16 protein-coding genes are annotated in these 16,064 nt (G+C 71.5%); 14 read left to right on the top strand and 2 right to left on the bottom strand.

Annotated elements, in window-relative coordinates; genetic code table 11:
* Window positions 1-2: 2 nt before the first annotated feature.
* The 6 genes from AXA68_RS14120 (at window position 3) to AXA68_RS17165 (ending at window position 4,642) form a co-directional block, all read left to right on the top strand.
* Entirely contained in the window at window positions 3-1,379 is a 1,377-nt protein-coding gene (locus AXA68_RS14120) for a DUF92 domain-containing protein (RefSeq protein WP_066418043.1), read from the top strand.
* Between the two features lie 4 nt (window positions 1,380-1,383).
* A complete protein-coding gene (locus tag AXA68_RS14115; protein WP_066418040.1) occupies window positions 1,384-1,872 on the top strand; it encodes a GNAT family N-acetyltransferase in 489 nt (162 codons plus the stop codon).
* 503 nt (window positions 1,873-2,375) lie between these two features.
* Window positions 2,376-2,756, top strand: a complete 381-nt coding sequence (hisI, locus tag AXA68_RS14110; RefSeq protein ID WP_066418039.1) for a phosphoribosyl-AMP cyclohydrolase — start codon at window positions 2,376-2,378, stop codon at window positions 2,754-2,756.
* Entirely contained in the window at window positions 2,756-3,952 is a 1,197-nt protein-coding gene (locus AXA68_RS14105) for a DUF7118 family protein (protein WP_066418038.1), read from the top strand. The genes hisI and AXA68_RS14105 overlap by 1 nt, the downstream gene beginning before the upstream one ends.
* Before the next feature lie 48 nt (window positions 3,953-4,000).
* Window positions 4,001-4,399 (top strand): hypothetical protein, encoded by a 399-nt coding sequence (locus AXA68_RS14100; protein ID WP_066418035.1) that lies wholly within the window; start codon window positions 4,001-4,003, stop codon window positions 4,397-4,399.
* Between the two features lie 78 nt (window positions 4,400-4,477).
* A complete protein-coding gene (locus tag AXA68_RS17165; RefSeq protein ID WP_179233961.1) occupies window positions 4,478-4,642 on the top strand; it encodes a DUF7838 family putative zinc beta-ribbon protein in 165 nt (54 codons plus the stop codon).
* Between the two features lie 173 nt (window positions 4,643-4,815).
* Here AXA68_RS17165 and AXA68_RS14095 read toward each other — a convergent pair whose 3' ends face one another.
* Window positions 4,816-5,613 (bottom strand): SDR family oxidoreductase, encoded by a 798-nt coding sequence (locus AXA68_RS14095; protein WP_066418033.1) that lies wholly within the window; start codon window positions 5,611-5,613, stop codon window positions 4,816-4,818.
* Window positions 5,614-5,730: 117 nt separating this feature from the next.
* Here AXA68_RS14095 and AXA68_RS14090 point away from each other — a divergent pair, with 117 nt between their 5' ends.
* From AXA68_RS14090 to AXA68_RS14065, 6 genes are all read left to right on the top strand, one after another.
* Window positions 5,731-6,981, top strand: coding sequence for a CaiB/BaiF CoA transferase family protein (locus AXA68_RS14090; protein ID WP_066418031.1), 1,251 nt, complete (start codon window positions 5,731-5,733; stop codon window positions 6,979-6,981).
* Between the two features lie 90 nt (window positions 6,982-7,071).
* On the top strand, window positions 7,072-8,286 hold the full coding sequence (locus AXA68_RS14085; protein ID WP_066418029.1) for a threonine synthase: 1,215 nt from the start codon (window positions 7,072-7,074) through the stop codon (window positions 8,284-8,286).
* 72 nt (window positions 8,287-8,358) lie between these two features.
* Window positions 8,359-9,333, top strand: coding sequence for an NADP-dependent phosphogluconate dehydrogenase (locus tag AXA68_RS14080; RefSeq protein WP_066418027.1), 975 nt, complete (start codon window positions 8,359-8,361; stop codon window positions 9,331-9,333).
* Between the two features lie 552 nt (window positions 9,334-9,885).
* Window positions 9,886-10,230 carry a DUF5802 family protein gene (locus AXA68_RS14075; protein ID WP_066418024.1) on the top strand — a complete coding sequence of 115 codons (345 nt, stop codon included), beginning with the start codon at window positions 9,886-9,888 and terminating at the stop codon, window positions 10,228-10,230.
* Between the two features lie 485 nt (window positions 10,231-10,715).
* Window positions 10,716-11,639, top strand: coding sequence for a Vms1/Ankzf1 family peptidyl-tRNA hydrolase (locus AXA68_RS14070; RefSeq protein WP_066418022.1), 924 nt, complete (start codon window positions 10,716-10,718; stop codon window positions 11,637-11,639).
* A 198-nt stretch (window positions 11,640-11,837) separates the two neighbouring features.
* A complete protein-coding gene (locus tag AXA68_RS14065) occupies window positions 11,838-14,075 on the top strand; it encodes a PGF-CTERM sorting domain-containing protein (RefSeq protein ID WP_066418019.1) in 2,238 nt (745 codons plus the stop codon).
* Window positions 14,076-14,196: 121 nt separating this feature from the next.
* Here the strand turns inward: AXA68_RS14065 and AXA68_RS14060 are convergent, their stop codons facing one another.
* Window positions 14,197-14,556 carry a response regulator gene (locus tag AXA68_RS14060; RefSeq protein WP_066418016.1) on the bottom strand — a complete coding sequence of 120 codons (360 nt, stop codon included), beginning with the start codon at window positions 14,554-14,556 and terminating at the stop codon, window positions 14,197-14,199.
* Between the two features lie 178 nt (window positions 14,557-14,734).
* Here AXA68_RS14060 and AXA68_RS14055 point away from each other — a divergent pair, with 178 nt between their 5' ends.
* Together AXA68_RS14055 and AXA68_RS14050 are read left to right on the top strand one after the other, a co-directional pair.
* Window positions 14,735-15,766, top strand: a complete 1,032-nt coding sequence (locus tag AXA68_RS14055; RefSeq protein ID WP_066418015.1) for a phosphate signaling complex PhoU family protein — start codon at window positions 14,735-14,737, stop codon at window positions 15,764-15,766.
* 96 nt (window positions 15,767-15,862) lie between these two features.
* Window positions 15,863-16,045, top strand: a complete 183-nt coding sequence (locus AXA68_RS14050) for a DUF7525 family protein (RefSeq protein WP_066418014.1) — start codon at window positions 15,863-15,865, stop codon at window positions 16,043-16,045.
* Window positions 16,046-16,064 lie beyond the last annotated feature (19 nt).

Raw genomic sequence — 16,064 nt, 5'->3', positions numbered from 1 at the left:
GTGTGTATCGGAGGGTCAGACGCGCGAGCGTGTTCGCCGCGGTGGCCGCGCTCGCGGCGTTCGCGCCGGCGCTCGGCTCCGCCGCCGCCGCCCCGTTCCTGGTCGCCGCCGGCGCGTTCCTCCTCGCCATCCGCGACGGGGAGTGGTTCGAGACCCTCGCGCTTCCCGGCGACAGGGAAGAGGAGCGCCTCTACGGCGTCGGCGCGTTCGCGCTCGCGCTCGCCGGCCTCGCCGTCGTCGCCACGTTCCCGCCCGTCCCGCTGCCCGCCGGAGCGTTCGCGGCGGCCGCGCTCGCGGTCGGCGGCGGCCGGCTCGGCCGCGAGCTCGTCCGGACGCGCTCCGACGACGAGTTCCGGCTCGTCGCCGGCTACCTCGTCGCCGGCGGCGTCGCCGCGGTCGCCGGACAGGTCGTCTCCGGGACGCTCGCGGCCGTGGCCCCGGCCGTTCGGGGCGTCCCGGCCGGCGGGCTCGGCGCCCTCGTCGGCTCGCTCCCCGCGTTCGCGTTCCTCGGCTCCGTCGCGGTCCTGACCGGGGCGCTCGTCCGCTCGCTCGTGTACGCGCGGGACGCCCACATCACGGTCGTCGTCGTCGCGCTGGTCGCGTGGGGATTCACGGCGCTCGACCCGACCGTGACCGCCGTCGGCGTCGTCGCGGCGCTCGCCGTGACGGCCGCCCTCGGCTACGTCTCGTACGCCCTCGGGGCCGCCTCGGTGCCGGGGATGCTCACCGGGGTGTTGCTCTCGCTTCTCACCGTCGTGCTCGGCGGCGTGGCCTGGTTCCTCACGCTGATGGCCTTCTACGCGGGCGGGGGGCTCGCCTCGAAGTACCGCTTCGAGGAGAAGGCCGACCGCGGCGTCGCACAGGAGAACCAGGGCGCGCGCGGGACGGGGAACGTCCTCGCCAACTCGGCGGTCGCGCTCGCCGCGCTCCTCGGCTACGCCGCGGCCGGCCACCTCGCGGTTCCGGAGTCCGTCTTCCGGCTGGCGTTCGCCGGCGCGGTCGCCACCGCGATGGCGGACACGCTCTCCTCGGAGATCGGCGGCCTCTTCGACGCCCCGCGGCTGATCACGACGCTCCGGCCGGTCGATCCCGGAACCGACGGGGCCGTGACGTGGCAGGGCGGCGTCGCCGGGGTCGCCGGGGCGGCGCTGATCGCGCTCCTCGCGGCGCTCCCTCTCCCCGTCGGTGACTCCGTCGTCGCCGGCGACCTCCTCCGGTCCGGCGTCGTCGTCGTTCTCGCGGGCGCGTTCGGCATGACCGTCGACAGCGTCCTCGGCGCGCTGATCGAGGGGGGCCGGATCGGCAACCAGACCGTGAACTTCCTCGCGACGCTCTCGGGGGCGGTCCTCGCGGTCGGCGTCGGCGTCGCTGTCGGGTGATCCGATGACCGACCTCGACGCGCTCTCCGACCCGCGGGTTCGGACCCTTCGTCCCGTCGACGCCGGCCGAGTCCGGACGCTCCAGGCGCACCTCCGGCAGCCGAGTCCGGACCTGCTGGAGTACGGGATCGCGATCGGGTCGGGGTTCGTGAGCGTCGCTGACGGCCGCGCGGCAGACGACGCGGGCGTCGCCGAGGGCGGTTCGGTCGCCGAGGGCGGTTCGGTCGTTGGCTACGCGCTCCCGGTGGACGCCCCGACCCGCCCCGGCTGTCATCTCGCCGAACTCGTCGTCGCCCCCGACTTCCGCCGGGAGGGTCGTGCCCGCGGGCTCCTCGCGGCGATAGTCGCCGACGCGAACGGTCCCGTGACGCTCCAGGCGCACCCCGACAACGACGCCGCGCTCGCGCTCTACGAGGCGTGCGGGTTCGACGTGGTCGACCGCCGGCCGGACGCGTACGCCGACGGCGACGCGCTCGTGTTGCGCCGGGAGTAGACGGGTGGCCGCGTCACACGCTCTGGAGTGAGGATCCCGGTTTTGCTTCGTCTCTCCGATCGAGAAGCATCCGCGAGAGTTGGATGTTAGTGGTACGGGTGTTTCGTGAATGATCGAGGTGATGAGAACGGTGTCGTTGCTGGCGCGGTGATCACGATCACGGAGAACATCTCCAAAGCCCCAGCCGGCTCCGGTCGAGGGCCTCGCTGCGGTCCTCGTCGCTCACTATGTTCGCTCCTGCGGTCCTTACGTCGGCCGTCTTCCCGGAGCCGACTGCCCCTTTGAGTCCCACCCCGCGCCGCACAGCCCCGCACCTCACGCCTCCCCAGCCTCGCTGCTCACTTCGTTCGCAGCGTCCCTCGCGGGCTCCTCGTGCCCCTGCGGGGCACTCGGCGGCGCGCCACCGCGATCGGTCGGTGTTTGGATCGTACTGATCGATCCCCTGGCGCTCCGAGACGGGAACAGACACAAGGACTATTCGAGGGGCCCGCCTCGGGCGAGGTATGAGCGAGGCCGACGCGGACGCCGAGGTGGCGGTGGAGTTCGGCGAGGACGGGCTGGTCCCCGCGATCGCACAGGACGCCGAGGACGGCGAGGTGTTGATGCTCGCGTACGTCTCGCCGGAGGCGCTCGAGCGAACCCGCGAGACGGGCGAGGCCCACTACTACTCCCGGTCGCGCGACGAGCTCTGGCACAAGGGGGGCTCCTCGGGCCACACCCAGGCCGTCGAGGAGATCCGTGTCGACTGCGACGCGGACACGCTGCTGTACCTCGTCGACCAGTCGGTCGGCGCGTGTCACACCGGCCACCGGTCGTGTTTCCACCGCACGATCGACGGCGAGCACGTCGGCGAGCGCGTCTTCGACCCCGACGAGGTGTACTGATGGCTCGCGGCGAGACCGGGAGCCGGCGGGTCGTCGCCGACGGCGGCACCGATCCCGACCCCGATTCGAGCCCCGACGCCGTCCGGTCCGCGGGCGAGGCGGCCGCGGAGCTCCGCGAGCGCTACGACGAGCTCTCCCGGCTCGAGTCGCGCATCGCGGACCTTGGTCGGGACCGAGTGGAGGCGGCCGCCGACGCCTACCGGCGGGCCCACCGCGTGCTCGACCAGTACGAGGAGGACGCGGTCGGCACCGGCGACTTCGGCTCGTACGTCCAGTTCGAGGGGGAGTTCGCGAACGCGGTCGACGTCGACGACGACACCCCCGCGGCGGACGCGTTCGCCGCCGCCGACGAGGCCGTCGACAAGCGCCGGCTCTCCGAGTCCGACTTCGCCGCGGCCCGCGAGGCGCTCGAACCCGCGGGCGACTACGTCGAGCTGCTCTCCGACCGCGACGACGCGGTCGACGAGTACCGGCGCGCCCGGAAGGTCGCCACCGACGCCCGACGCGCCCTCGCCGACCGGCTCGAGGAACTGCGCGAGATCGCCGACATGGCCGACGCCGACCTCGACGCCGACGTCTCGCGGCTCCGCGAGCCGATCGAGGGGTACAACGACGCGGTCCGCGAGGGGTTCCGCGAGTTCTACTCCTCGGAGTCGGCCCGCGACGTCTTGGACTTCCTCGAGCGCGCGGACGCGACCCCCTTCGTCGACGCCGACCTGCCGCCGGCGGACCTCCGCGAGTACGTCGACGAGCACCCCGCCGGCGAGGAGCCGATCCCCACCCTCCTCGAGTACGCCGACTACTCCAACTCGAAGCTCGAACACTACGTCGACGACGTGGGCGCGCTCCGGACCGCGGTGGCCGTCCACCGGACGTTCCTCGACCGGATCGACGCGGAGCCGCTGACGCTCGACTGGCCGCCCGCACCGGGCGACGAGCTGGCCTACGAGATCGACGAGCTGATCCCGCTCGTCTCGCGGATCGCCGCCGACGAGACGGTCGCGGAGCTCCGGTCGATCCGCGACCTCGCGCGCTCCGAGGAGTACGAGCGGCTCCGACGCGCCGCGGTCGTGCGCGACGCGCTGGACGACGAGGGACTCGCGTTGATCGCCTCCGGCGAGATCGACGACCGGGTCGCCGAGACGGAGCGGACGCTCGCGCTCGTCGACGACGTGCTCGCCGAGACGGAGCGGTAGCCCCGCCGACCGCGGCAGTTTAAGTCGCGAGGGCGACGAGACGACGACATGACCCGATTCGACGCCGCCACCGAGTCCGAGCGGCTGGCGCTGTTCGCGGACGCGGCGGCGGCCCACCGCGCCCGGTCGAGCGACGTGATGACCGTCGACGTCGACCCCGACAGCGACGTGACGGACGGCGGGGAACTCCCCCCGTGGATCCAGCTCGCGGGCACCGAGCTCGTCATGGACTGTACCGACGACGAACTGGACCGTCTGAAGGACCTCCTCTCCGAGTTCCCCGAGTTCCGGATCGACGAGCTCGTGACGCCGGAGGAGGCCGAGGGCACGAACGCGGTCGTCACCGCGCGGTCGGACGCGAACCGCGTCGCGGGGTTCATCGAGCGCGCCTTCCGGGAGGTGTACGGGCTCGACGAGACGTACAAGGCGTGGGTCACCGCGGTCTGACCGACGTCGGTCGCCGCGTTCCGTCCGATCGTCCGCGGGATCAATAGCTTGAAACCGGCTCCGGACCCGTACACGCACATGGCGCTCGAAAAGGACGTGGACTGTCCGGACTGCGGCGAGACGCACGCGTTCTACCGGACGGCGGCGACGACCCTCCACCTCGGGGAGAAGACGAAGTGGCGGTGTCCGGAGTGCGGCTTCGGGTACGTCCAGATAAACGGGATCAGCACGCTGTCGGCCTGACTCCGCCTTCGGATCGCCGCTCGGCTCGCCCGATCGGTTCGGCGAGTCCGACGAGTTCGGCGGGTTCAGCGAGTCGGTGAGTTAAAAATCCGATGACGACGCACGCGTGAAGCGACGCGGCCGAAGCGACCGCCGTCACGACCGCGTGCCGGAAACCGAACGCCGAGCCGCCGTTACAGGTTCGCGCTTCCCGCGCCGCCGTCGAGGACGATCGACTGGCCGTTGATGTACCCCGACTTCGGCGAGGAGAGGAACGCGGCGGTGTTGCCGAGCTCCATCGGGTCGCCGATGCGCTCGACCGGTATTCCCTCGCCCCAGGCGGCGAGCCCCTCCTCGTAGGTGTCGTACTCGCCGCGCTCGACGGCCTGGTTCACGAGGTCCTCGATCCGGCTCGTCTCGTGGGGGCCGGGGAGGACGGCGTTGGCGCGCACGTCGGGCGCGAGCTCCTTCGAGAGCGTCTTCTCCAGGCCGATCACGCTCATGCGGACGGAGTTCGAGAGGACGAGCCCGTCGATGGCCTCCTTCACCGACCGGGAGGCGACGTTGACGATGGTGCCGCCGTCGCCCTCGCGCAGCGGGTCGGCCGCCTCGCGGCAGAGCCGGACGACGCTCATCACGAGCAGGTCGTACGCGTGATACCAGTCGTCGTCGTCGGTCTCCAGGAACGGGCCCGACGGCGGGCCGCCCGCGGAGGTGACGAGGTGGTCCAAGCGGCCGAACTCCTCGAGCGTCTCGTCGACGAGGCCGACCACGTCCTCCTCCGCCGTCAGGTCGCCCTGGACGGGGTGGATCCGCGCGTCGCCCGCGGCCTCCTCGCGCAGCTCCTCGGCGGCCGCGTCGAGTCGGTCCCCGTCGCGGCCGTTGATCACGACGTTGACGCCCTCGCGGGCGAGCGCGGTCGCGGCAGCGTTTCCGAGCCCGTCGCTGGACGCCGTCGTCAGCGCCACGTTGCCCTCGATTTCGAGGTCCATACTCCGCCTGTCTCCCCCGACGAGTTAATGGTTACCGACTCGGCCACCGGGGCCGGCGACGAGGGCTTTATGCCGGTCGGCTCGGAGGTGCGCGTATGCGAGGAATGCGAGGCAACCATGGTCGGTGAGGCGCGCGACCCGTCGGGAGACACCGGGCCGCTGGACGGCGTCACGGTGCTCGACGCCTCCCGCGTGCTCGTGGGACCGTTCTGTACGATGCAGCTCGGCGACCTCGGGGCCGACGTGATCAAGATCGAGCGACCCGGGGTTGGCGACCAGACGCGGACGTGGGTCCCGCCGGCGTTCGGCGAGGGCGAGAACGCGCAGGGTGCCTACTACTCCAGCGTCAACCGGAACAAGCGGTCGGTCGTGTTGAACCTCGCGAGCGAGGAGGGACGGGACGTGTTCCGCGACCTCGCCCGCGAGGCCGACATCGTCGTCGAGAACTTCCGGGTGGGCAAGACCGCGGAGTGGGGGCTCGACTACCCCGACCTCGCCGAGGAGAACCCGGAGATCATCTACTGCGGCCTCTCCGGGTACGGCGAGTGGGGGCCCGACCGCGACGCGCCCGCGTACGACATCGTGATGCAGGCGAAGGGCGGACTGATGTCGATCACGGGCGTCGAGGACGGGCCGCCGGTCCGGGTCGGCGTCGCGCTCGCGGACATCGGCGCGGGGATGTACGCCACCCAGGCGATCCTGGCCGCCCTGCTCGAACGCGAGCTCGGCGACGGCACGGGCCAGAAGATCGACGTGAGCCTGCTCGACGGGCAGGCGGCCTGGATGAGCTACATGGCGGCGAACTACTTCGCGAGCGGCGACCCGCCTGGACGGATGGGGAGCAAACACCCGAACATCGCGCCGTACCAGGCGTACGAGACGGCGGACGACTACGTCGTCGTCGGCTGTTCGGCGGACTCCTTCTGGCCGCGGCTCTGCGACGCGCTCGATCGGCCGGACCTGCTTGCCGACGAGCGGTTCGAGGTCAACGAGAAGCGCGTGCGGAACCGCGACGCGCTCGACGCGGAGCTCGAAGCGGAGTTCGGCGCGATGACGACGGAGGAGGCCGTCGAGACGCTCACCAGCCACGACGTGCCCGCGAGCCACGTCCGCGACATGGAAGAGCTGTTCGACGACCCGCAGATCGAGGCGCGCGACATGCGCCTGGAGATCGATCACCCGGAGGTCGGCACCGTGGAGGTGCCCGGATCGCCGATGAAGTTCTCGCGGACGCCCGTGACGGTCCGCCGACACCCGCCCATGCTCGGCGAACACACCGAGGAGGTCCTCCAGGAGTACGGCTACGCCGACGAGGACCTCGCCGACCTCGCCGCGGCCGACGTGATCCCCGAGCCGGTCGAGGACTGATCCCCGAGCCGATCGGGGATCGAGTTCCCGGTTCGACGGCGACCTTCGTCGACCGATGGAGCGAAGTCCCCCGGTGTGTGATCCCCGCGCATGGAGACCACCGACGCCTTCGAGGGGCTCTCGTGTGTCGACTGCGGGGAGACGTTCGACGCCGCGACGGCCACCCACCGCTGTCCGGACTGTGACGGAATCTTGGACCCGAGCTACGACCTCGACCGGGTCGAGTTGACGCCGGCGGAGCTGGAGCGCCGCCCCGGCGAGTCGATGTGGCGCTACGAGGAGCTGCTGCCGTTCACCCGCGAGGCCGCGGTGACGCTCGGGGAGGGGGACACCCCGCTCGTCGAGTGTCCGGCGCTCGCGGAGGCGATGGGCGTCGGCCGGGTGCTTCTGAAGGACGAAGGCGCGAACCCGACGGGGACGTTCAAGGATCGCGGGCAGTCGCTCGCGATGACCGCGGCGCGCGAGCACGGCGCGAGCGAGGTGGCGCTGAACAGCGCCGGCAACGCGGGGCAGGCGGCCGCGGCGTACGCGGCCCGCGCCGACCTCGACGCGCACGTCTTCCTCCCGTCGCGGGCGGGGTTCACCCAGAAGGCGATGACGGAGGTCCACGGCGCGGACCTCACCGTGACCGACCCTGTCGGCGGCAACTCGCAGATCGGCGACGCCGGCCGGGCTTACGCCGCGGCGATGGAGGACCACCCCGACTGGTACTCGACGAAGACGTTCGTCACGCCGTACCGCCACGAGGGGAAGAAGACGATGGCGCTGGAGCTCCTAGAGCAGCTCGACTGGGAGGCCCCCGACGCGGTCGTCTACCCGACCGGCGGCGGCGTCGGGCTCGTCGGGATGCACAAGGCGGCCCGCGAGGCCCGCGCGCTCGGCTGGAGCGACGACCTCGTCCCGATGTACGCGGCGCAGGCGGCGGGGTGTGCGCCGGTCGTCGACGCCTACGAGGCGGGCGCGGACCGCCACGAGCCGCTCGCGGACGACGAGGTCGACACCGCCTGTAACGGGATCGCGATCCCCGATCCGGGCGCGAGCCCGCTGATCCTCGAGGCGATCCGCGAGTCCGACGGCGGCGCGGTCGCGACGACCGACCGGGAGATCCTCGACGCCGCGATCACGGTCGCCCGCGAGGAGGGTCTGGAGGTCGGCGCGACGTGCGCGGCGGCGGCGTCGGGGGCGTTCGCGCTCGCGGAGTCCGGCGAGTTCGGCCCCGACGACACCGTCGTCCTCCTGAACACGGGCGCGGGCAACAAGGACGTCGACACCCTGCGGGCGCACCTCGGCGAGAGCGAGGCCTGACGCGTCGCTCGGCCGGAGGGACCGCCCCGGCGAACCGGAACCACTAGGGCGGGCGGCGGCGACCCCTCGCGCATGGAACTCGGCGTCATCGGACTCGGGCGGATGGGGCGGATCGTCGTCGACCGGAGCCTCGCGGCGGGCCACGACGTGGTCGCGTTCGACCTCTCGGCGGAGGCGACGGCGGCCGCCGCGGAGGCGGGCGCGGAGCCCGCGGACTCCGTCGCAGACCTCTGTGACCGGCTCGACGGGTCGGACGGGGGAGACGGAGCCGGGCCGGATGTCGAGGACGGAGGCGGCCCGGACGAGAGCGACGGCAAGCGGATCTGGCTCATGGTGCCCGCGGGCGACGCGGTCGACGCCACGCTCGCGGACCTCGAGCCGCACCTCGGGGAGGAGGACGTGGTCGTCGACGGCGGCAACTCCCACTTCGAGGCGTCGGTCCGCCGCGCCGAGGCCACGGACGCCGCCTACCTCGACTGCGGGACCTCCGGCGGGCCCGCGAGCGCCGAGGAGGGCTTCTCCCTGATGGTCGGCGGTCCCGAGTGGGCGTACGAGGCGATGGTGCCCGTCCTCGACGCGGTCGCGACCGGTCCCGACGGCCACGACCGGATGGGCGAGTCCGGCTCGGGCCACTACGTGAAGATGGTTCACAACGGGGTGGAGTACGCGCTGATGCAGGCGTACGGCGAGGGGTTCGAGCTGCTCGCGGAGGGCCGGTACGACCTCGAGATGGAGTCGATAGCCCGCACCTGGAACAACGGCGCGGTGATCCGGTCGTGGCTGCTCGAGCTCTGCGAGGAGGCGTTCCGCGAGGAGGGCAACGACCTCGGCGACGTCGCCGACCACGTCGCGGGCGGGTCGACCGGGACCTGGACCGTCGAGGAGGCGCTCGAGCAGGAGGTTCCCGTTCCGCTCATCTACGGGGCGCTCGCCGAGCGGTTCGACTCGCGCAACGAGGGCCGGTTCTCGCGACGGCTCGCAAACCGGCTGCGCTACGGCTTCGGGCGGCACGAGGTCGCGCGTCACTCCGAGGGCGAAAAGGAATAACGATCGAGACCTCCGTGAACCGATCCGGGCGGTGGCGCGCCGGTGAGCGGGCCAGAGGCCCGCGAACCCGACCGCGAGGGACGCTGCGAGCGCTCGAAGAGCGCGAGCAGCGAGGCTGGGGAGGCGTGAGGCTGCGGTTGCGTGGCGGTTGCGGTCGGGCGGGGGGACTCAAAGGGGCAGTCGCGAGGACGACGGCGGCCGACGTAAGCACCACAGGGAGTGAGTGAAACGAACGACCGAGGAGCGCAGCGAGGGTCTCGTGAGCGAAGCGAACGAGACCTCGGAAGTCGCAGCGTCGAGTGAAACGAGACGACCGACTTCCGGTGCCCCCGAGTCCTCGCGACTGGGGCTTTGGACGTGTTCACCGCGCTAGCAACTGCGTATACTCCTGGCCGAGATTTTTGTCGGTGTTCTCCGTGCTGGCACGATGAACCATCGACTAACCGAGATCCGGACACCGCCTCTCGTGTCGTCGTCACCCGACGAGTATCAGGATCGTTCATTCGCGAGTAACGCTTATATGTGATCGTGGCAGAGGTTAGCACGCACAGAATGTTCGAACGCTTCTCGAGCGGATACTACCTGGGCGAACTGTACGTGGAGCCCCACGACGGCGACCGGGCCGCCATCCAGCGGGCCGACCACGAGCGGGTCAACGAGCAGCTGTACGCGGACGGCGAGGGGATCGAGCGACTCGACGCGCCGCTGGTGATGAAACTCGACGCGGGCCACATCCCGGTCGACGGCGACGAGGGGGTCCCGAGCGGGACGCTCGCGGTCCCCCGATCGATCGCCGACGACGATCTGCCGTCCAGGCGGAACGTCCTGCTCGCGGACGCCGACCGCGCCGAGAACCTCCTCCGGTGGGAGGGGTGGGAGCCGTACGTCGACGTCTGAGGACGCTCGATCGAAGCGTTCGGGCGGGGTTTCCGGGGCGAACAGCATCTACGAAATCCAGTCGTTCGGTAGTACGAAACAGTAGAGAAGACTACGGACGACACCGCCAAAACCCCGGCCGCTCGGCTATACGAGGTTGCTGGCGCGGTGAACACGTCCAAAGCCCCAGCCGGGAGGCGGGCGCACGCTCGTTGCGCTCCTCACTCAGTCGCTATCGCTCCTTCGTTGCGGTGCTTACGTCGCCTGCGCCCGCCTCCCGGCTGCCCCTTTGAGTCCCACCCCGCCCCGCATAGCACCGCACCTCACGCCTCCCCAGCCTCGCCACTCGCGCTTTTCAAGCGCTCGTGGCGTCCCTCGCGGTCGGGTTCGCGGTCGCCTGCGGCGACCGCTCACCGGCGCGCCACCGCACTCGGATAGATCTCTCCACTCGACGTCCGCGTGTCGCCGGTCGACGCACCTTTGGGGGCGGCGCGGGACCTGCCCCCATGATCGACCGGCTGCTCGGGCGCGCCGAGCTGAAGGAGCGGATCGCGGAGCTCGAAGAGGAGAAGCGCCACCTCGAGCGGCGCGCGGAGGCCGAAGAGGAGCGGCGGTCGGACGCGGTCGCGGACCGCCAGCGCGCCGAGGAGCGCGTCAACCGGCTCGAACAGCGGATCGAGTCGTTGGAGGACCGCGTCGAGCGCGCCGAAGGCGACGAGGAGACCGTCGAGTTCCGCCGCGTGAGCGACGCGTACGGCCGGCGTCTCGACGACGTGCTCGGCCGGCTCCGCGGGATCGAGAGCGACGACCCGGAGGGGGTACTCACCGCGTTCGTCCCCGACGACGCGGTTCCGGGAACCGTCGCGGACCAGTTCGGCGACCGCACGCCGCTCGTCCGGCGGGCCGCGCCCGCGGTCGTCGTCGTCGACGACACGGGCGCGGTGAGCGCCGCGCTCTCGACGCCGATCGAGCCGGACCCCTTCGACCGGTGGGCCGACCGCCCCCGACTGCCAGACGAGTGGTTCCGCCCGACCGGCCGGTTCGCGTTCGCGCTGGTCCGGTCGGACACGTTCGCGCTGGGGATCTACGAGGGCGACGAGCGGGTCGACTTCGAGGGGTTCACCTCCGACGTGAAGGGCGCACACTCCAAGGGCGGGTTCTCGCAGGGGCGCTTCGAGCGCCGGCGCGAGGGTCAGATCGACGAGCACCTCGAGCGTGCCCGCGACGCCCTCGCCGACCTCGATGACGCCGGAGGCGGCCGGGATACGGAGGCGGTCGAGCGAACCGTCGTCGTCGGCGAGCGGAGCGTGCTCGGGGAGGTCCGCGAGTTCGCCGACGACACCGACGTGACCGACGCGACCGGCCGCCCCGAGGACGCCCTCGAGGACGCGTTCCGCGACTTCTGGACCGTCCGCGTTCACGCCGTCTGAGAGCGCGGATCCGATCTCTCCACCGGTGAGTCGGAGAGAGATCCGGAAAATGGTGCCAATAACTATGGTACTCGCACGCGTACGTCGCCCCGGAGGGACTCGTCACACGCTCCCTCCCCCCTTTCCCGACCCGTGCGCGACCCACGGGAGTTCGACCCCGAGGGATAACACTAAACCGCGGACGGACGGTTATCGGCCATGCATCGGTTGGGGTCGTCTCCCGGCGTTCGCGCCGTCGTCGTCGCCTTGTTGGCCGTCTCGCTTCTCCTCTGTGGGCCCGCCGCCGCCGCGGGCGTCGGTCCGGGTGCCGTCGGATCGACCGACGCGGGGGCTCCCGCCGAGCCGACCGGAACGTTCGCGTTCGCGGACGACGCGGCTTCGGACGGCCCGACGGGATCGCTCGGCGGGTCGGACGGTCACGCCGACGTGGGCGACGAGGACACCATCGGCGTCCGGAGCGAGCTCTCCGCGACCGACGAGACCGGGACCGTCGCCGTCACCGCGACGGCGCACCTCCCGGACCGCGTCACCGGCCTCGAGATCACCCTCCTGACCGCGAACGACGACGCGGTCGAGGCGGACGGGTTCGAGCCCGTCGACGGCGCGGACGGGGAGACCTGGGAGTGGGACGGCGAGACCGAGCGCCCGTCGCTGACGTACGCGATGGACGCGAACGTCTCGGTCGAGGAGTCGGGACCGCTGGCCACGGGCGGCACCTACCGCTTCGTCGATACCGGGGAGTGGGCGCTCGTGCGGACGCCGCGGCACCGGATCGCGTGGTCACAGACGGGCCAGACGCAGCTCCGATTCGCCCGGGAGAACGTCGTCGACGGCGAGGGCGTCGCCTCCCAGGCGATGGCGTTTCTCGGACCGTACGAGGAACGCGTCCACGAGGGCGACGACCAGCGATACCGGCTGATCGTGCCCGAGGCGGCGGCGATGGAGGCGACGCCCGAGGAGGTCTTCGGCGCGTTCGAGGGAGCGAGCGACGCCCTCCGCGTGGGCGGCGTCGACGACGAGGTGGTCGCGATCGCGGCCCCCACCGGCGAGGTGACCTGGGCGGTTCGGGGGCTCCAGACCGGCGACGCCGACCTGTGGGTCCGCGACGAGGAGCCGGCCGGGACCGCCGACGACGTGTGGACCCACGAGTACGTCCACACGCGGCAGGCGTACGACCCGGAGGCGAGCGCGGAGTGGTTCACCGAGGCGAGCGCGACCTACTACGCCGCGCTGTTCGCGCTCGAGCGCGGCGCGACCGACTTCGACGACTTCCAGCGGACGCTGGCTCGCGGCGAGCGCGACCCCGCCGCCTCGTCGGTCCTCGCGGATCCGGCGACGTGGCGACGGAACGCCGACTACACCAAGGGGTCGCTCGTCGCCGGCGAGATCGACCGTCGGATCCGGCTGGCCAGCGACGGGCGGGCGTCGCTCGCGACCGTCTTCCGCGACCTCAACGACGACTCGGGCCCGGTCACGAACCGCGCGTTCCTCGACGCGGTCGAGGCGGCCGCCGGGGAGAGCGGCGACGACGAGGCGGCGGCCGCGGTCCGCGAGGCGGCCGAGGGCTGGGTCACGACGAGCGCGGTCCCGGAGACGTGGGACCGCGACGCCCACGCCGAGGCGTTCGGCGGGACCCCCGCGCGGATCGGGTACGCGATCGCCGACGACGGCGTCCGCGCGAGCGGCGAGTACCGGAACCGAACCGTCGACCGCGACCCGGTTCGGCTCGTCACCGGGGAGTCCCTCGCGCTCGCGGTCGACGTCTCCAACACCGGCGGCGTGGAGGGGAGCTACGACCTGTCGCTGTCGGTCGACGGCGAGACGGTCGAGCGCCGAAACGGAACCCTCGACGCCGACGAGGCGACGACGGAGCGGTTCGACCGCGAGTTCGCCGAGCCCGGCGAGTACGCGGTCCGGGTCGGCAGCGAGACGCTCACCGTCGCCGTCTCCGAACCCGCCGACCCGCTCGTCCGCGAGGTCACCGTCGACGCCGACCGCGTGACGGTCGGCGGGTCGGTGACCGTGACCGCGACCGTCGCCAACGACGCGTCGATCCCCGCGGGGTCGGACCTCGAGTTCCGGGTCGACGGCGAGCCGGTCGGGACGGAGCCGGTCCGCCTCGACGCCGGCGGCGAGACGACCATCGAGCGCGAGGTCGACGTTCCGGCGTCGGGCGACGCCGACGTCGCGACCGTGAGCGTCGTCGGCCCGGTCGACGAGGCCTCGACGACGGTGGCCGTCGACCGCGACGCCGCGGCCGACGGCTCGGACGACGCCGACGGCGAAACCGACGGTGCGGGGGACGGCGAGACGAACGGCGACGACGCCGGAACCGGCGGACCCACCGACGACGGCGTGCCCGGATTCGGCCCGGTCGCCGCGCTCGTCGCGCTGCTCTCGCTCGCCGGAATGGCGGTTCAGCGCGGGTCGCGGTGAGGTCGCGGCGACCTCCTCCGTGGCGTCGCGCGCTCAGTCGACCGGTCCCTCCCCCGAATCGGTCGGGCTTCGGCCGATCTCGGCTAGCTCTCTCCCTTTCCGGGCCGGTCGACGTGCCCGGTCACCGGACGTTGTTCCGTAGCTCCGCGACCAACTCGTCGGGGTCCACCGGCTTCGTCACGTAGCCGTCCGCGCCCGCCTTCACCGCCTCCATCAGCTTCTCCTCCTGGTCGACGCTCGTACACATCACGACCACGGCCTCCGGCCATCGGCCCGTTATCTCTCGGGTCGCCTCGATCCCCGTCAGCTCCGGCATCACGACGTCCATCGACACGGCGTCCGGCTCGTGTGCCTCGAACAGCTCCACGGCCTCCGCACCGTTCTCCGCCTCGGCGACGACCTCGAAGGGGCCCTCCAGCGCGTCCCGAACCACGGTCCGCTGGAACGCGGAGTCGTCGACGACGAGCACCCGATCGGTCATACCCTCCCGTCGACGCAGATCGGTATAAGCCCGCGGATCGCTCCCGAGAACTCCCCGGATCGCGCTCGGCGGGTCGCTCGCGGACTCACAACTCGACGTTCGATCACCTTGTATATTTGATCGAGCGTATAATGAACATAGGAACAAGGTTAAGGTATCTCCCACGATACCGAGGGATATGGAAACGCGGAAGGTCCAGCGGCTGGGGCCGTCGACGCTGGCGATGACGCTCCCCGCCGAGTGGGCACAGGAACACGGCGTGAACAAGGGCGACGAGGTCTCCCTGCGGATGGGCGGGAAGGGCACGCTCACGGTGTTGCCCGAGTCGGTGAGCTCGGAGGAGTCGGAGGCGGTGATCAACGCGGACGGGCTCGACGCGCAGGCGCTCGAGCGGGCGGTCGTCGCCCAGTACGTGCTCGGTCGGCGGGTGATCCACGTCCGCAGCGAGGGGACCCTCGACAGCGAGCACATCAACGCGGTGTACAAAGCGGAGACGCAGCTCATGGGGCTCGGAGTCATCGAGGAGACGCCGGAGGACATCTCGATCCGGTGTTCCGTCGACCCCGAGGACTTCACGCTCGACAACCTGCTCGAGCGGCTGGAGAACACCGGCTCGACGATGCGCGGCGAGGCGGTCAAGGCGCTCGCGCACGGCAACGCCGACCTCGCCCAGCGCGCGCTCAACCGCGAGCGGCAGGCGAACAAGATCTTCGTGCTCCTGTTGCGGCTGATCTTCACCGCCTACCAAAACCCGAACCTCGCGCGCGCGGTCGGGCTCGAGGAGGGGTTCCCGCTCATCGGCTACCGCTCCGTCGCGAAGAACCTCGAGCTCACCGCCGACAACGCCGAGGACATCGCCGACATCGTGATGGAGGCGGACGGCCACACCCTCGACGTCGACAAGGCCACGATGCGGCAGATCCGCGAGTTCACGGACCAGGTCGACGAGCTGACCGCGCTGGCGGTCCGGGCGGTCGTCGAGCGCGACTACGACCTCACCGTCGAGTGTCGCGACCTCTTCGCCCGGATCGAGGACCGCGAACAGGAGATCCTCGCCGAGCTCCCCGACGACCTCGACAACGAGGTGTTGTTGATGACCCGCGAGGTGCTCGTCAGCCTCCAACACACCGCCGAGTACGCCATGCGGAACGCCGAGATCGCCGCGAACCTCGCGCTCAACGAGGCGTCCGACCACGTCGACATCGTCTGAGCGGCGGGACGGCTCCCTCAGGATCCGGAGGGTTCGGCCCGTCCCGCGGATCGCCAGGTTCGCATGAACTAAGTGTCCACCCGCGAAGCGACTCGTATGACCGAGGGATCCATCGCGTCCGACAAGGGGATCGGCGTGACGCTCGCGCTGTCGGCCGTCGCGGTCGTCGGCGCGGTCGTGATGTACGGCCACCCGACACAGTACGGCAAGGCATGGGGGTTCGCGGCCGCGTTCGTCTTCGCGCTGTTGGCGGTCGTCGCCGTCCAGGCGTTCGAGTGAGACTCCCGGACGAGAAACC

The organism is Halorubrum aethiopicum (assembly GCF_001542905.1).
GTDB classification, from domain to species: Archaea; Halobacteriota; Halobacteria; order Halobacteriales; family Haloferacaceae; genus Halorubrum; species Halorubrum aethiopicum.
The sequence above is the reverse complement of the archived record's forward strand: the minus strand, read 5'-3'. Positions and strand labels throughout refer to the sequence as shown.

Excerpts from the sequence above, each read along its gene's own strand:
- AXA68_RS14050 (WP_066418014.1), top strand. The coding sequence starts at position 15,863 with ATGACCGAGGGATCCATCGCGTCCGACAAGGGGATCGGCGTGACGCTC.
- AXA68_RS14100 (WP_066418035.1), top strand. The coding sequence starts at position 4,001 with ATGACCCGATTCGACGCCGCCACCGAGTCCGAGCGGCTGGCGCTGTTC.
- AXA68_RS14085 (WP_066418029.1), top strand. The coding sequence starts at position 7,072 with ATGGAGACCACCGACGCCTTCGAGGGGCTCTCGTGTGTCGACTGCGGG.
- AXA68_RS14055 (WP_066418015.1), top strand. The coding sequence starts at position 14,735 with ATGGAAACGCGGAAGGTCCAGCGGCTGGGGCCGTCGACGCTGGCGATG.
- AXA68_RS14080 (WP_066418027.1), top strand. The coding sequence starts at position 8,359 with ATGGAACTCGGCGTCATCGGACTCGGGCGGATGGGGCGGATCGTCGTC.
- AXA68_RS14070 (WP_066418022.1), top strand. The coding sequence starts at position 10,716 with ATGATCGACCGGCTGCTCGGGCGCGCCGAGCTGAAGGAGCGGATCGCG.
- AXA68_RS14115 (WP_066418040.1), top strand. The coding sequence starts at position 1,384 with ATGACCGACCTCGACGCGCTCTCCGACCCGCGGGTTCGGACCCTTCGT.
- AXA68_RS14060 (WP_066418016.1), bottom strand. The coding sequence starts at position 14,556 with ATGACCGATCGGGTGCTCGTCGTCGACGACTCCGCGTTCCAGCGGACC.
- AXA68_RS14095 (WP_066418033.1), bottom strand. The coding sequence starts at position 5,613 with ATGGACCTCGAAATCGAGGGCAACGTGGCGCTGACGACGGCGTCCAGC.
- hisI (WP_066418039.1), top strand. The coding sequence starts at position 2,376 with ATGAGCGAGGCCGACGCGGACGCCGAGGTGGCGGTGGAGTTCGGCGAG.
- AXA68_RS17165 (WP_179233961.1), top strand. The coding sequence starts at position 4,478 with ATGGCGCTCGAAAAGGACGTGGACTGTCCGGACTGCGGCGAGACGCAC.
- AXA68_RS14065 (WP_066418019.1), top strand. The coding sequence starts at position 11,838 with ATGCATCGGTTGGGGTCGTCTCCCGGCGTTCGCGCCGTCGTCGTCGCC.
- AXA68_RS14075 (WP_066418024.1), top strand. The coding sequence starts at position 9,886 with ATGTTCGAACGCTTCTCGAGCGGATACTACCTGGGCGAACTGTACGTG.
- AXA68_RS14090 (WP_066418031.1), top strand. The coding sequence starts at position 5,731 with ATGGTCGGTGAGGCGCGCGACCCGTCGGGAGACACCGGGCCGCTGGAC.
- AXA68_RS14105 (WP_066418038.1), top strand. The coding sequence starts at position 2,756 with ATGGCTCGCGGCGAGACCGGGAGCCGGCGGGTCGTCGCCGACGGCGGC.